This is a genomic window from Bacillus luti (assembly GCF_009739945.1).
In the GTDB taxonomy this organism is placed as follows: Bacteria; Bacillota; Bacilli; order Bacillales; family Bacillaceae_G; genus Bacillus_A; species Bacillus_A luti.
Map to the genome: position 1 here is coordinate 2,342,822 of NZ_CP040336.1, position 16,336 is coordinate 2,359,157.

The 16,336-nt window shown below is 36.3% G+C and carries 11 protein-coding genes and 1 other annotated feature; of the genes, 8 read left to right on the forward strand and 3 right to left on the reverse strand.

The window, feature by feature from the left end; translation table 11 throughout:
• Nucleotides 1-61 precede the first annotated feature (61 nt).
• From EUC40_RS11955 to desA, 4 genes are all read left to right on the forward strand, one after another.
• Nucleotides 62-1,162, forward strand: a complete 1,101-nt coding sequence (locus tag EUC40_RS11955) for an ABC transporter ATP-binding protein (RefSeq protein ID WP_156575340.1) — start codon at nt 62-64, stop codon at nt 1,160-1,162.
• A gap of 224 nt (nt 1,163-1,386) precedes the next feature.
• Nucleotides 1,387-3,048 (forward strand): alkaline phosphatase, encoded by a 1,662-nt coding sequence (locus tag EUC40_RS11960; protein WP_156575342.1) that lies wholly within the window; start codon nt 1,387-1,389, stop codon nt 3,046-3,048.
• Nucleotides 3,049-3,286: 238 nt separating this feature from the next.
• Nucleotides 3,287-5,674 carry an immune inhibitor A domain-containing protein gene (locus tag EUC40_RS11965; protein WP_071711818.1) on the forward strand — a complete coding sequence of 796 codons (2,388 nt, stop codon included), beginning with the start codon at nt 3,287-3,289 and terminating at the stop codon, nt 5,672-5,674.
• Between the two features lie 366 nt (nt 5,675-6,040).
• A complete protein-coding gene (desA, locus tag EUC40_RS11970) occupies nt 6,041-7,072 on the forward strand; it encodes a Delta(5) desaturase DesA (RefSeq protein WP_156575344.1) in 1,032 nt (343 codons plus the stop codon).
• A gap of 302 nt (nt 7,073-7,374) precedes the next feature.
• Here desA and EUC40_RS11975 read toward each other — a convergent pair whose 3' ends face one another.
• Nucleotides 7,375-7,722: a VOC family protein gene (locus EUC40_RS11975; RefSeq protein WP_156575346.1), complete on the reverse strand. Its 348-nt coding sequence runs from the start codon at nt 7,720-7,722 to the stop codon at nt 7,375-7,377.
• A 250-nt stretch (nt 7,723-7,972) separates the two neighbouring features.
• Nucleotides 7,973-9,397: an amino acid permease gene (locus EUC40_RS11980; protein WP_071711820.1), complete on the reverse strand. Its 1,425-nt coding sequence runs from the start codon at nt 9,395-9,397 to the stop codon at nt 7,973-7,975.
• 267 nt (nt 9,398-9,664) lie between these two features.
• Between EUC40_RS11980 and EUC40_RS11985 the strand changes: the two genes are divergently transcribed.
• Both EUC40_RS11985 and EUC40_RS11990 read left to right on the forward strand, forming a co-directional pair.
• Complete coding sequence (locus EUC40_RS11985; protein WP_156575348.1) at nt 9,665-10,414, forward strand: IclR family transcriptional regulator; 750 nt, start codon at nt 9,665-9,667, stop codon at nt 10,412-10,414.
• 51 nt (nt 10,415-10,465) lie between these two features.
• Nucleotides 10,466-12,130, forward strand: coding sequence for a M20/M25/M40 family metallo-hydrolase (locus EUC40_RS11990; RefSeq protein ID WP_116758525.1), 1,665 nt, complete (start codon nt 10,466-10,468; stop codon nt 12,128-12,130).
• Between the two features lie 273 nt (nt 12,131-12,403).
• On the opposite strand, the gene proC is transcribed toward EUC40_RS11990, so the two are convergent.
• Nucleotides 12,404-13,222, reverse strand: coding sequence for a pyrroline-5-carboxylate reductase (proC, locus tag EUC40_RS11995; protein ID WP_156575350.1), 819 nt, complete (start codon nt 13,220-13,222; stop codon nt 12,404-12,406).
• Nucleotides 13,223-13,560: 338 nt separating this feature from the next.
• Nucleotides 13,561-13,771, forward strand: a binding site (T-box leader).
• A gap of 145 nt (nt 13,772-13,916) precedes the next feature.
• Between proC and proB the strand changes: the two genes are divergently transcribed.
• Both proB and EUC40_RS12005 read left to right on the forward strand, forming a co-directional pair.
• On the forward strand, nt 13,917-15,020 hold the full coding sequence (gene proB / locus EUC40_RS12000; protein ID WP_156575353.1) for a glutamate 5-kinase: 1,104 nt from the start codon (nt 13,917-13,919) through the stop codon (nt 15,018-15,020).
• A 40-nt stretch (nt 15,021-15,060) separates the two neighbouring features.
• Nucleotides 15,061-16,308 carry a glutamate-5-semialdehyde dehydrogenase gene (locus tag EUC40_RS12005; protein ID WP_001006644.1) on the forward strand — a complete coding sequence of 416 codons (1,248 nt, stop codon included), beginning with the start codon at nt 15,061-15,063 and terminating at the stop codon, nt 16,306-16,308.
• The last annotated feature ends 28 nt before the right edge of the window (nt 16,309-16,336 follow it).

The following is a 16,336-nucleotide window of genomic DNA, read 5'->3' on the forward strand; positions in this document are numbered from 1 at the left end:
GTACACCGAATTTTCTCAATAAGAGTATCTATAAAAACAGCTCAATTTCTAGGAGGATATTATGGCTCAACTATCATTCAAAAACATTTACAAAAAATATGATCATGATGTGACAATCGTAAAAGATTTTAACCTAGAAGTAAATGATGGAGAATTTATCGTTTTGGTTGGCCCTTCAGGGTGTGGGAAATCTACAACATTACGTATGATTGCAGGACTTGAAGAGATTTCAGAGGGCGATTTTTATATTGATGGAAATCGTGTAAATGATGTTACACCGAAAGATAGAGATATTGCAATGGTATTTCAAAATTACGCGCTTTATCCACATATGAGTGTTTATGAAAACATGGCATTTGGATTAAAACTACGAAAGTATAGTAAAGAAGAAATTGACCAGCGTGTACAACATGCAGCGGAAATTCTTGGGCTTGATCAGTATTTAAGTCGAAAGCCAAAAGCACTTTCAGGTGGACAACGCCAACGTGTCGCTTTAGGAAGGGCGATTGTTCGAAATGCGAAGGTATTTTTAATGGACGAGCCTTTATCAAACTTAGATGCGAAGTTGCGTGTTCAAATGCGTGCTGAGATTACAAAATTACACAAGCAGCTGCAAACAACAACTGTGTATGTTACGCACGATCAAATAGAAGCTATGACGATGGCAACCCGCCTTGTTGTGTTAAAAGATGGGATTGTACAACAAGTCGGTACACCGAAAGAAGTGTATGAAAATCCTGAGAATGTATTTGTTGGAGGATTCATTGGCTCTCCTGGAATGAATTTTTTCAAAGGAGTATTAACAGATACCACAGTTATAATTGATAAGTGGAAAATTGAAGTGCCAGAAGAGAAAATGAAGGGCTTGCGAAATAACGGATATGCGAATAAAGAAATTATAATTGGAGTACGTCCGGAAGACTTTTATTACGGAAAAGCAACCGAGGCGTTATCATATAACGCAAAAGTAACGGTATGTATTGATGTAGCAGAATTAATGGGGGCGGAAACATACCTATATTCCAGCCTAAATGGACAATCTTTTGTTGCACGTGTGGATACTTCTTTAGATGTGAAAAGTCAATCAAATATAGATTTAGTTTTGAACATGGACAAAGTTCATTATTTCGACTTAGAAACTGAGAAACGAATTGTTTTATAGAAAATAATTATGGGATTATATTTTTAAAGTTTCTCCAATTAAATGAAAAATAAAAAACGATTATCCTTTCAATTACAGGATAATCGTTTTTTTTATTTTTTAGGAAACAAGTTGTTATTAGCTTCGAGATAATAGGGGATTACTATTATAAACTTACATAAATACGGCGGGAGATTAACGTCTTGTATACATACAATGATGAAATAGTCTATGGAGGGACAGCTATGTCGAATTGTAGTAAAAAGATAATAGGACTCATGATAACCTTAAGCATGTTAGGGACAGGAATAATAATGAAAGATAGTGAGATAAAAGCTGAGACAAAAAAAGGAGAGCACCAGCCGAAAAATGTAATCATGATGGTTATGGACGGAACGAGTTCTTCAGCGACAACATTGGCTCGCTTGTATAAAGGGGCACCGCTCGCGTTAGATGAAATTGTAACAGGGGGTGTTCGCACCTATTCAGCAGAATCAGCTATTACAGACTCAGCCCCAGCAGCTACAGCATTAGCAACAGGGAATAAATCGAATGCAGGATATGTAGGCGTCTTACCTTCTGTTGTGAATTTACCTAGTGTAAAGCCAGTAACAGAAGAGGACTGGATGAGACCAGTTGCCAATGTTTTAGAAGGAGCAAAACGCACTGGACGTGCTACTGGAATTGTTGCTACATCTGAAATTCAGCATGCTACTCCGGCCGGATTTTCAGCACATCATGCGAATCGCAAGCATTTTGAAGTACTTGCAAAGCAGCAAGTATACCAAAATATAGATGTCGTATTAGGTGGGGGAAAAGCATCACTTCTACCTGTAAAAAGTAGTGGGATTCGAAAAGATGGTGAAGATTTAGTAAAAGTGATTCAAAACAAAGGATACGACTTTGTTGAAACGAAAGAAGCATTATTGAACGCTACATCAAATAAAATTTGGGGCTCTTTTTCTCATACTGCACTTGCGTTCGATATGGATCGTGAAGCAACAAACCCAGAGCAACCAACACTTTCTCAAATGACAGAAAAAGCAATTCATACATTATCAAAAGATAAAGATGGATTCTTTTTATTTATAGAAGGAAGTAAACCTGATTGGGCAGCACATGCGAACGACCCAATTGGGATGATTAGTGATGTATTGGCATTTGATGAAGCAGTAGCAAAAGCGTTACAATTTGCTCGAAAAGACGGGAATACGTTGCTCATCGCTGTAGCTGACCATGGTAACAGCGGAATTTCTATTGGCAATATGAATACGACAAAAGAATATAAGACGACCCCGGTAGCAGCTTACATAAACCCACTGAAAAAGGCAAAAATGACACTTGAAGGTGCTACAAATAAACTAAAAAGTGATTTATCAAATGTAGGAGATGTAGCTACATTATATGGTCTGGACAATTTGAAGCAAGAAGAAAAAGAAAAGTTAAAAGCAGCTCGAAAGAAAAATGATGTAGGACCGATACTTACTACATTATTGGCTAACCGTGCAAACATTGGTTTTACGACAGGTGGTCACACAGGTGAAGATGTATTTTTATACTCTTATGGACCTCAAAAACCAAAAGGTTTAGTCCAAAATACGGACATTGCGAAAACAATGGCGAAAGCAATGGGCTTTAGCTTAGAAGAATTAACGAATGAATTATTTGTAGAGAGTAAAGAAGCCTTTGAGAGAATTGGTGCAATTGTAACGATTGACAAAACGGATACAACAAATTGGACCCTCGTAGTAAAACGAAATAAAGAGGAAGCTCAATTATTTGCTAATAAAAATATCATCCGTATCGATGGTAAAGATTATGAATTAGGAAGCGTCGTCGTTGAAAGTAATGGAAAGTTCTATGTACCAGAAGAAGCAATTCATTTATTTATAAAGCATTCTCGTTAAGAAATCGCTAACCATTTATCCTTGATAGGCTAAGTGGTTAGCGATTTTTTGTATTATATCATAAATGCTTTTATATTACACCGTAATAGGTTACTATCTTCTTGTTTCTTTCATATTGCATAAAAAATATTTCTCAACAATTGTGTGTCAATAAAATATTGAATATTCACATTATAACGAATATTATGTTCTTATCGATAAAAAACGATAATTCTCAACAATCGGGGGAGGAAATGCATTGAAAAAGAATAAGAAGTTAAAACCTTTATCAGTATTAGCAACAGCGGCAGTACTAAGTAGTAGTTTTGCTTTCGGAAGTCATGCAGCGTATGCAGAGACACCAACACCATCTCTACCAATAGATGAGCATTTAATACCGGATGAGCGTTTAGCAGAAGCGCTAAAACAACGGGGTGTAATTGATCAATCTGCATCACAAGCTGAGACATCGAAGGCCGTTGAAAAATATGTTGAGAAAAAGAAAGGTGAAAACCCTGGGAAAGAAATTTTGACAGGAGATAGTCTTACGCAAGAAGCTTCTGATTTTATGAAAAAAGTAAAAGATGCAAAAATGAAAGAAAATGAACAGGCGCAGCAACCTGAAGTAGGACCGGTAGCTGGACAAGGTGCAGGATTAAGCACTGGAAAATTAAATGGAAAAGTACCTACTACACCTGCGAAGCAAGAAGAATACAATGGGGAAGTTAGAAAAGATAAAGTACTTGTTTTACTCGTAGAATTTAGTGATTTTAAGCATAATAATATTGATCAAGAACCAGGATACATGTACTCTAAGGACTTTAATCGTGAACATTATCAAAAAATGTTATTTGGTGATGAGCCATTTACATTATTTGATGGATCAAAGATTAACACATTTAAACAATATTATGAAGAACAATCTGGTGGTAGCTACACAGTTGATGGAACTGTAACAGAATGGCTTACTGTTCCAGGGAAGGCTTCAGATTATGGTGCGGACGCGGGGACTGGTCATGATAACAAAGGTCCTTTAGGGCCACGTGATTTTGTGAAAGAAGCATTAAAAGCAGCAGTAGCAAAAGGGATTAATTTAGCAGATTATGACCAATTTGATCAATACGATCAAGATGGTGATGGAAATAAAAATGAACCAGATGGTATTATTGATCATTTAATGGTTGTACATGCTGGCGTGGGTCAAGAAGCCGGCGGTGGTAAATTGAAAGATGATGCGATTTGGTCTCATCGTTCAAAACTTGGATCAAAGCCATATGCAATTGATGGTACAAAATCTTCTGTTTCGAATTGGGGCGGAAAGATGGCTGCATACGATTATACAATCGAGCCTGAAGACGGAGCAGTTGGTGTGTTTGCGCATGAGTATGGTCACGATTTAGGCTTACCGGATGAGTATGATACAAAGTACTCGGGACAAGGTGAACCTGTTGAGTCTTGGTCTCTTATGAGCGGTGGTAGTTGGGCTGGAAAAATTGCAGGGACAGAGCCAACAAGTTTCTCACCACAAAACAAAGAGTTTTTCCAAAAGAATATGAAGGGGAACTGGGCGAATATCCTCGAAGTAGATTATGATAAACTGAGCAAGGGAATCGGCGTTGCAACTTATTTAGATCAAAGTACTACAAAATCAAAACGACCAGGAATTATTCGTGTTAACTTGCCGGACAAAGATATAAAAAATATCGAATCGGCATTTGGTAAGAAATTCTATTACAGTACAAAAGGAAATGACATTCATACAACACTTGAGACACCAGTATTTGACTTAACAAATGCAACGGATGCTAAGTTCGATTATAAAGCATTCTACGAACTTGAAGCGAAGTATGATTTCCTTGATGTAAATGCGATTGCGGAAGATGGAACGAAGACACGTATTGACAGAATGGGCGAAAATGATGTAAAAGGCGGTGCGGATACAACTGATGGTAAGTGGGTTGATAAGTCATATGATTTAAGCAAATTCAAAGGGAAAAAAGTAAAACTGCAATTTGAATATATAACAGATATTGCAGTAGCTTACAAAGGATTTGCATTAGATAATGCTGCTTTAACTGTAGATGGAAAAGTTGTTTTCTCTGATGATGCAGAAGGGCAACCAGCAATGACGTTAAAAGGTTTTACTGTGTCAAATGGATTTGAACAGAAAAAAAATAACTACTATGTAGAGTGGAGAAATTATGCTGGTTCTGACACGGCGTTACAACATGCGCGTGGTCCAGTATTTAATACAGGAATGGTTGTATGGTATGCGGATCAAAGCTTTACAGATAACTGGGTAGGGGTTCATCCAGGCGAAGGATTCCTAGGAGTAGTAGATTCTCATCCAGAGGCAATCGTAGGGACATTAAACGGAAAACCGACTGTGAAGAGCAGTACACGTTATCAAATTGCCGATGCGGCATTCTCGTTTGATCAAACGCCAGCATGGAGAGTAGATTCACCAACTCGCGGTATTTTTGACTATAAAGGATTACCAGGCGTTGCAAAATTTGATGATTCTAAGCAATACATCAACAGCCTAATTCCAGATGCAGGACGTAAGTTGCCGAAATTAGGACTTAAGTTTGAAGTAGTAGGCCAAGCTGAAGACAAGTCTGCAGGTGCTGTTTGGCTTCATCGATAAAATAATATGAAACGAAGAGGAGCTGCTATAAGTCGTTGAAACTGACTTGTAGCAGCTCTATTCTTATTGTGAAAAATAGATTACTATATAAATACAAATTGAAAAAATATCTCTTTACTATTTAAAGAAAAAAGGTACATAGAAGTGAAAAAGCTCTATTTTTTTATGTATTTATTGGAAAAAACTCGAATTTTCTTGGAGAAATGCTCCTTCAATCCTATTAAAAGTGCTATTTTGGACATAAGTAATGAGAAGAAAAAATAGATTTTCATAGTATGTAATATTTTTTATATCTAGACTTAACACCTACTACTAATAGTATGCTATAATATGAACTAGCAACAAAAAGGAAAGGAATTAGAGAAAATGACATTAGAAAATACTAAAAATTTAAAAAAACAAGTTGCTCCGTATGAAAAATCAACGATTAAAAAAAGTGTGTGGCAACTTATTAACACAGTCGTGCCATTTCTTATTTTATGGTACCTTGCTTATAAAAGTTTGTCTGTTTCTTATTGGTTATCATTAGTTCCATCACTGTTAGCAGCTGGGTTTATGACAAGGATTTTCATTATTTTTCATGATTGCACCCATTATTCATTCTTTAAAAGTCGCCGTGCAAATAGAATAGTTGGGACATGTATGGGTGTGTTAACTTTATTCCCGTTTGATCAATGGGGGCATGAGCATGCGATTCATCATGCTACAAGTGGTAATTTGGATAAGCGAGGTACAGGAGATATTTGGACGCTTACAGTGGATGAATATGTAGCTGCGCCATTTAGACTTCGTTTAGCATATCGTTTATATCGCAATCCATTCGTCATGTTTGGATTAGGTCCGATTTATGTTTTCTTGCTTAAAAATAGATTTAATCGAAAAGGTGCTAGACAGAAAGAACGTATGAATACTTATTTGACGAATATTATAATCGTTGCTGTAGTATCTATACTTTGCTGGGCAATTGGATGGCAATCGTTTCTGTTAGTACATGGTACTATATTCTTAATAGCAGGTTCAGTAGGTATTTGGTTGTTTTACGTACAGCACACATTCGAGGATTCTTATTTTGAAGAAGATAAAGAGTGGGAATATGTGAAAGCAGCAGTAGAAGGAAGTTCGTTTTATAAACTTCCAAAAATCTTGCAATTTCTAACTGGTAATATTGGGTTTCATCATGTTCACCATCTAAGCCCAAGAGTACCTAACTATAAGTTAGAAGAGGCACACAACAATACGCTTCCTTTAAAAAATGTACCAACAATTACTCTTGCTACAAGTTTACAATCACTCCGTTTCCGTCTTTGGGATGAGAAAAGTAACAATTTTGTTAGCTTTAAAGATGTCAAAAATATAATTAAAAATAATGTTTCTGTTCGGGTGAAATCGGAACTATAATTTCATCGTATATAAGACTCCCCTTAATCATTTTGATTTAAGGGGAGTTTTTCTTTAAATGTATATGACGGATATTAAGGAGAGGTTGAAATGATCGTATGTATAAAAGATACAATAAATATATTATGTAAACAAAATAGGTCATTCGATTGATGACGATGAGGTAAAATCAGAGTTTACAACGAAGGTAAGACGTTTGAATATAAAAGCCGATTCCTATGGAGTTACGGAATTGGCTTTTGTATTTACTTTGTTGTTGCATGAAAACACCAGTTAGCTTACTAGCAAATAATGATAACTCTCTATTTCTCCCAAAGCTCAATTAGTCGGCCTTCTGGGTCTTTAATCCAAATAAACTTTCCAAATTCACTAACTTCTTCTTTCTTTTCAAGAGGTACACCAATATGGTCAAGATGTTGTATAGTCTCATTTAAATTATGTACTTGGAAATTTAACATCACTTGTTGTTCTGTTGGAAAATAACTATCATTTTCGGTAAAGAAAGAAAAAATAGTTTCACTTCCTAGTTCCGGTTTAATTATAGTCCCATTCCAATTTTCTATGTCGATCTTCAATACATCACTGTACCATTTTTTTACAACATCAATATTTTTAGTTCTCCAAAATATTCCCCCGAAACCTTTTATCATCGTACATAACTCCTGTCTATTTTCAAATTTTTAAGCAATATATATTCAATATATCAAAACAGTAATCGTAAGGGAAATCATTCACTTATAAAAAGTGAAACATTACCATTACTAGCATTGTAGTGTTTTCTATACTATGGAAAATGACATTATCCTTTGCAAAACTTGCCATCCAAGCCGAGGAGTATAGCAATAAAAGACCGCACATGAAGTAAAAGCCATGTGCGGTCTTTTATGTATAGGTATTGCATTACATAGTTTTGCTAATTTTAGTTTCGGTTTTCGCGTTAGTAGCAATCCTTTTCTTAACCTTAAAGTGATAGTAGGTGTAACAAAAGATAATAAATGGTACAGTGCAATAGATTCCTAGTCTTTGATCTGGGATAAAGATAAGACTTATTAAGATAATGCCGTACAATCCAAAACCAAGAATTGGTACAAGGGGATAAAGCGGAGTCTTGAATTTTAAGTCCTCTAATTTTCCGCCCTCAGCTAAATAATGTTTCCGGAAAAAGAATTGAGAAACACAAATCGACATCCAAACAATGATTGTAATGACTCCGGAAATTGAAATAAGCCATAAGTAAACTGTTTCAGCAGCTACAACGCTTGTCAAAAGAGAAAAGCCAGAAATAGCGATCGTCAAGATTAAAGCGTTTAAAGGTATTCCTCGTGATGATAACTTCTTTAAAAAGGCTGGAGCCATTTCGTTTTGGGATAACGACCAAAGCATTCGAGTTGCGGCGTACAATCCTGAATTTGCGACAGAAAGAACAGCAGTAAGAATAACAAAGTTCATAATGTCAGCTGCATACGGAATACCGATATTATCAAAAACAGCAACAAATGGGCTCTTCGTTAATCCTGCTTCTTCCCAAGGAATTAAAGCAACAAGAACAAAGATTGCTAAGACGAAGAAAAACATCGTGCGCCAAATAATATTTCTAATAGAACGAGGTAAAGTCTTTGCTGGATCTTCACTTTCACCTGCTGCGATTCCAACAAGTTCTGTACCTTGGAAGGAATAATTGACTGTAACCATTGTTAAAAGAATAGCGGCAAGTCCATTTGGGAATAAACCACCATGATTTACGAAATTTGATAATAGCGGAGCGGGTTCGTCACCTTTTAAATCAATAAAACCGAACATAGCGGCGCCGCCAAGAATAATAAAAGCGATAATGGCAGATACTTTTATACTTGAAAACCAAAATTCTGTTTCTGCATAACTACGAGCAGATAATGCGTTAATCGTGAATATTGTAACACCAAATATTAAACACCAAACCCAGACAGGAATATCAGGAAACCAGCGCTGCATTGTAATGCCAGCAGTTGTAAATTCAAGCCCAGTCGTGTTCGCCCAGCTTAACCAATACAACCATCCGATTGTAAACCCAGTTGCAGGGTTAATAAATTTGGTTGCATATTCCTGGAAAGAACCTGAAACAGGCATGGCCACAGCAAGCTCACCAAGACATAGCATAACGAGATACATTAATAATCCACCGGCCATAAAGGCAAGTACGGATCCACCAGGTCCAGCTTGACTTATAATATAACCAGATCCGTTAAATAACCCCGTTCCAATCACACCACCGAGTGCAATCATGAATAAATGTCTACTTTTCATCGTACGTTTTAATTCATTGTTTGTATTGTTTACTTGCGTCATTGTTTTCCTCACTTTCGTAGTTGGTAGTATGAAAATCGATGTTTTTCCGTATTATGGAATGTATTCCGTGATGTGAAATCTTGTTATAATTTTCAGATAATTAAAAAGAAATGTCAATATTTTTTTGTTTCCGCTTTCAAAATATTATCGGCGGTATATTTTTATTTTTAGAAAATTGAATAAATGGATTGATTTCACTTTGAATTTTTGTTAAATTGATAGTGAATTGAGCGTACTAACATATTACAAGTCAAGTTGAGGTGAGTTATGGTACAGTCCATTGATCGAGCGATAAGTATTATAAAGTTGTTAAATTCTACGAATGAAAAAGAATATTGGGCTATTTCTGATATAGCGGATAGAACACATCTCCCGGTTAGTACAGTACATAGGTTACTTAACTCTCTAATCGAGCATGGGTTAGTTGCGCAAATTTCAGAAACAAAACAGTACAAAATTGGGCCAATGTGGATGGAAATAGGATTACGTCAATTGGAGAAGGTAGATTACAGATCTGTTGCAAGAGAAGTGATGAAGCGTTTGGCCTTTGAAGTGGAAGAAAGTGTTTATTTGAACATTCCAAACGGAACACATTCTATTATCATTGAAAGAATTGATAGTCCTTTAAAAATTCGAGTTATCGATAACTTAGGGGAACAAATTCCTCTCTCTATTGGCGCTGCAAACAAAACAATGCTTGCCAATATGAAACAGAATGAAATGGAGTCCATTGTAGAACAGCTACTTTCTTCTTTACCAGAACAAAAGCAAATTCTTTTAGATCAAATAGAGCAAATAAGAAATGAAGGATATGCGGTGAGTTATGGTGAAAAAACAGAAGGGACAGCTTCAGTAGCTGCACCTATTATAGGTTTTAATCATAAAGTAGTAGGAGCATTAAGTATTGGATTAATTAGTCATCGCATCAATGATGATCGATTATCTTTTCTTATTCGTAATGTAAAACAAGCAGCCCATGAGATTTCAATAAAAATCGGCAGTACATCAAAACTATAATTTTGATAGCTGTCGTCATTTTTTATTCATATATTGGAATTGATTTTCATAATGCGGAAAAATAGGGGGATTTATATGTCAAAGTGGCAATCAAAAGAGCAATTGGTGCAATTATTAAGTAATCTTGTTGAAATTCCTAGTATTACAGGTTCAGAAGCTGAAGTAATATTGCCAGACTTTGTTGTAGAACAATTATCTGATTTACAATACTTCAAAGAAAATCCGCATCATTTACAAAAAAATCCGACGGGGGATGGACGGTATTTTGTTACAGCGTTAGTAAAGAAAAGTGATAGTACGAAAAATACCGTAATTCTTGTTAGTCATTTTGATGTTGTAGATGTACAAGATTACGGAGTGTGGAAAGAAGATGCATTTAATCCTAAAAAGTTAACGTCTATGTTCTATGCTCATAAAGATGAGCTACCAGATCATGTACGCGAAGATATAGAACAAGGAGATTGGCTATTTGGCAGAGGAACAATGGACATGAAGTGCGGCCTCGCATTACAAATGGCAATGGTTGAGCAAGCTTGTGAAGGAAGATTTGATGGGAATGTTCTTTTATTAGCTGTTCCAGATGAAGAAGTGAACTCGGTAGGGATGAGAGCTGCTGTTCCGAGATTATTAGATTTAGCAAAAGAACATGACTTAGATTATAAAACAGTCCTTAATTCAGAGCCTATGTTTTCAAGGCATCCTGGTGACCAAAATAAGTATATTTATACTGGTTCTATTGGGAAAGTGTTACCTGGTTTCCTATGCTATGGAAAAGAGACACATGTAGGTGAACCTTTTGCAGGCTTAAATGGGAGTTATATGGCTGCATTATTAACCGCAGAATTAGAATTGAACACAGACCTTTGTGATATTGTAGAAGGAGAAGCGAGTCCACCGCCAACTAACTTGCTTCAAAGGGATTTAAAGGAGGATTATTCTGTACAAATTCCGCATCGTGCAGTCACATTATTTAACTTGTTTTTACTAGAACAATCAATGACGGATGTAGTTTCGCTATTACGTCAAAAAGTAACGAAAGTAGCAGAGAAAATCGAAGAGTCGTATGAAAAACATGCATATCGCTTTTCTAAATATAATCCGTTCATACCACCTAATCTCAAAGTAAATGTATTAACGTATGAAGAGCTTATCGCGTATGCAATTGAACAACATGGGAAAGAGAAAATAGATGAAATTCAATCTACTATTATAAAAAATAGAGAAGATAAAGATGATCGTGCGGTAACGATTGATTTAGTAGATAAATTAGCTATATTATGTAAAGAAAAAGCACCGATGATCGTGCAATTCTTTGCACCGCCGTACTACCCAGCTGTAAGTTCGCGCAACAATCCTTTAATTAAAGAAGTAGTTGAAGAAATGGAAAAGTATGCTCACTATAATCATAGCATTACATTTGAAAATCAAAATTATTTCGGTGGAATTTCAGATTTGAGCTATGTCGGTCTGCAGTACCCACTAGATTCAATGAGTTCTCTTGTAGACAATATGCCATTATGGGATAAAGGCTATTCGATTCCACTAAAGGAACTAGAAGAGTTTGATGTTCCAGTATTAAATATGGGACCAGTAGGAAAAGATGCACACCAATGGACAGAGCGTTTGGACGTAAATTACGCATTTGAAACGCTATTAGATATGTTACCGATATGTATTGAAAAATTACTTGTTCCTAATAAAATTAAACAATCATAGTAAGGCCTCTATAAGAGGGGAAGGATTGCAACTGAAAGATTCTGTTGTGTAATTTCTTAAGCCAATATAGGGTGTTCTGTTAGTAATGGGTAAGACATAAAACTAGTAGGCAAAAAGAAGATGTAAGTAGAAATGAACAAAATTATTTTAATATAATAAAAAGTAAAACGGACAAACGTAGTTACTTATGAGTTTGTCCATTTTACTTTTAGTAACAACGGCGGAGTATGTAAACCAAATGTGTATAGAGTCAAAAAGATGTAAGGTTAGTTTTTATTTTTTAGTTGGATTAGATAGTTCAACAGACTTTTGTGTACAACGTTGCATAGCTGAAATGATGGCTGTTCGTAAACCTTTTTCCTCTAATACTGCTACAGCTTCTATAGTCGTTCCGCCAGGAGAACAAACCATATCTTTCAAGGCACCTGGATGTATTCCAGTTTCAAGCACCATTTTTGCAGAGCCTAATACAGCTTGAGCTGCGAATTTATAGGCTTGATTTCTTGGCATACCATCTAGTACAGCAGCATCTGCCATCGCTTCTATAATCATATATACGTAAGCTGGTGAAGAGCCACTTACAGATGTTACAACATCCATTAATTTTTCGCTTACGATCTCTGTTTGACCAAAGCTATTGAATATGTTAAGTACATCCTCTAAATCTTTTTCTGTCACTATTTCATTAGGACATAACGCAGACATTCCTTCACCAACAAGAGCAGGTGTATTAGGCATGACTCGTATAACCTTTACCTTTTTACCAAAGGCATCCTCAGTACTTTTTATGCTTTTTCCGGCAGCAATCGTTACGACTATAGCATCGTCTTTTATTTGCTCTTTCACTTCGTTAATTACTGATGAATACAGGTCAGGTTTGATGGATAAAATCAAAATATCAGCATTTTTAGCTACTTCATTGTTGTCAGTAGTGGTAGTTATTCCATATTGTTCACTAGAAGTCTTTAAATTCGTAGTGTTTAAATCTGAACAAATGATGTTACTTGAAGACACTATATTTTTGTTTAGCATCCCGCCGATGATAGCCATCCCCATATTTCCGCATCCGATGAATCCAATTTGTTTATCCATAATAATTCAATTTTGCTCCTTTTATAATAAATTATATCATTTTGAAATTGTTATCTTAGAATAACAATAACATCTCCATGCAATATAAAGAAACATTCTAAGAGAATATATTCCTTTTTGCAACACCAAAAAATAAAAAATATTATATTCGACATTATGCAAATATATACACTGTAATTTCAGTTTTTATATTTATGAATCTAAGTTAAACTTATATCCAATTGTATTTTCATTCAGTAGGGCAATAATTTCATACAAGTAACTTGCTGCTCTATTTATTTTTAAAATACCTCTTGACACCGAATCAAACTATATCGCATAATATAAAAAAATTAAACCGAAAATCGTTGAAGGGAAATAGTACATATGTCTTCTTGCGAAAGAGAGTGGAATTCACCGGCTGAAAGATTCCTCGTATAGAATATATCGAACCTATCCCTGAGTCTTAAATGAAAGTTTAGGCGTTCGCCTGCGTTATAGGCACCAAGTGGATATCTATGTATATCAATTAAGGTGGTACCGCGGAACAATGACCGTTTCGTCCTTTTTATTTTATTAAGGGCGAAGCGGTCATTTTTATTTTGCCCTTTCATACGAGAGATGCAGTATTGAAGAAGGTAGACATAGCTGCAAGCTGTATGTAGAAAAGTGCAATTTATTAAAAACTTTGATTTTAGACTTTGGGGGTACAAAAATGAAAAAACAACGAATTGTTGTAAAGATTGGGAGTAGTTCCTTGGCAGATAGTCATGGAGGAATTTCTAAAAAACAGATTTCAGATCACGTCGCCGCATTGGCTCGATTGAAAGAAGAAGGGCATGAAGTTTTGTTAATTACATCTGGGGCTGTCGCCGCAGGTTTTTCTGCCCTAGGCTATCCTAGTAGACCTGTAACAATTAAAGGAAAACAGGCTGCAGCAGCGGTCGGACAAAGTTTATTAATGCAGGCGTACACGGAGGAATTCCGTAAATATGGTATCGTTACTGCGCAACTATTGCTGACGAGAAGTGATTTTTCTAGAAAAGAACAATATAGTAACGCTTACGCTACTTTAGGAGAGCTACTAAACCGTTCTGCGCTTCCTATCATCAATGAAAATGATTCCATTTCTTTAGAGGAGCTGACGTTCGGTGATAATGATATGCTGTCAGCTTTAGTAAGCGGACTGGTGTCGGCGGATATGCTTATGATTTTTACGGATGTGAACGGTTTATATGATAAAAATCCTCAGAAGCATGCAGATGCGAAGAAATATTATTTCCTTCCAGAAGTTACGGAAGAAATCGCTTCTCTTGCAGGAGATGCCGGATCAAAACTTGGGACTGGCGGTATGAAATCAAAAATTGATGCGGCAAAGACAGCACTCTCTCTTGGCGCGAGTGTATTTATCGGAACAGGACGTGGACAAGAGAAGTTTGTAGATGTTTTGAAGGGCAAAGGTGATGGAACGTATGTCGGAAATGCTCCTGAAAAAGAAATGAAGATGAACAAGCAATGGATTGCTTTACATTCACTTGTTAGCGGACAAATAGAAGTAGACGCCGGAGCAGCTACAGCTATCATTCAGCAAGGAAAAAGTCTTCTTCCTGCTGGTGTTACGAATGTGTCAGGATTTTTCCAAGTGGGTGAAGTTGTAGAGGTTGTAACGCAACAAGGGCGCGTAATAGGAAAAGGACAATGCACATATAGTGCAGAGGAACTAAGGGAAGTAAAAGGTATGCAAAGCCAAGATATTCAAGCAAGAGGCGACAGAAATAATTATGAAGTCATCCATAGGGACCATTGGGTTTCATTTTAAGATTAGAGATTAATTTGAACTTAAAAAGGAGGAAACAAAAATGAATGAAGTGTTGGCAAAAGGGAAAAAAGCGAAAGAGGTTGCTAGAGAACTTGTGCTTAAATCTACAGATCAAAAAAATGAAGCACTTGCTATGGTTGCTGATCAGTTAATAGCAGAAACAGCTTATATTTTAGAGGAAAACAAACGTGATATTGAAGAAGGGAAGGCGAAAGGATTTACTGATGCGCTTCTTGATCGCCTTATGCTGAATGAACAGCGTATTGTTGATATGACAGAGGGAATTAAGCAGTTGATTGATTTACGTGATCCTATTGGAGAATGTGTAAGTGCATGGGAACGACCAAATGGACTATCTATTCAGGAGATGCGCGTACCACTTGGTGTTGTCGGGATGATTTACGAGGCAAGACCGAATGTGACGGTGGATGCTGCTACAATTTGTTTGAAAACAGGAAACGCAGTAATATTACGCGGTAGTTCTTCTGCTATTCATTCTAATAAAGCAATCGTTGCCGTTATTCACAGGGCGCTCAAACAAACAAGCTTACCTCAAGAAAGCGTACAGCTTATAGAAGATACAACGCGAGATAGCGCAAAGCAGTTGTTTACAATGAATGATTACCTAGACGTTCTCATTCCAAGAGGTGGCAAACAATTAATCGATACTGTTGTGAGAGAAGCGTCTGTTCCAGTACTTGAAACAGGTGCGGGAAATTGTCATATTTTCATTGATGAAACAGCGAATACGCAAATGGCAATTGATATTATTATAAATGCAAAAACGCAGCGTCCATCTGTGTGTAATGCAATTGAAACGATTGTACTTCATGAGAAGTGGGCGCAGCAATATGGTAGCGAGTTGTTTTCTACTTTGAAGGAAAGAGGCGTGGAGCTACGTGGTGATCAAAAAGCAAGTACAATTGATTCATCAATTGTACTTGCTTCAGAGGAAGACTGGGGGACAGAATTTTTATCTCTCACATTGGCAGTTAAAGTAGTTTCTTCTATAGAAGAAGCGATTCATCACATAAATACGTATGGATCTATGCATTCTGAAGCGATTATTACAGAGGACGAGGAAAATGTCAGCAAATTTTTCACTTCTGTTGATGCGGCTGCACTGTATCATAATGCATCAACTCGTTTTACTGATGGATCTGAATTTGGATTTGGAGCAGAAATTGGCATCAGTACACAAAAGTTACACGTAAGGGGACCAATGGGGCTTCCTGCATTAACTTCTACAAAATATGTGATTCGTGGAAATGGGCAAATTCGAAAATAATAATAAAAGACACTCAATTGGCTTGGGT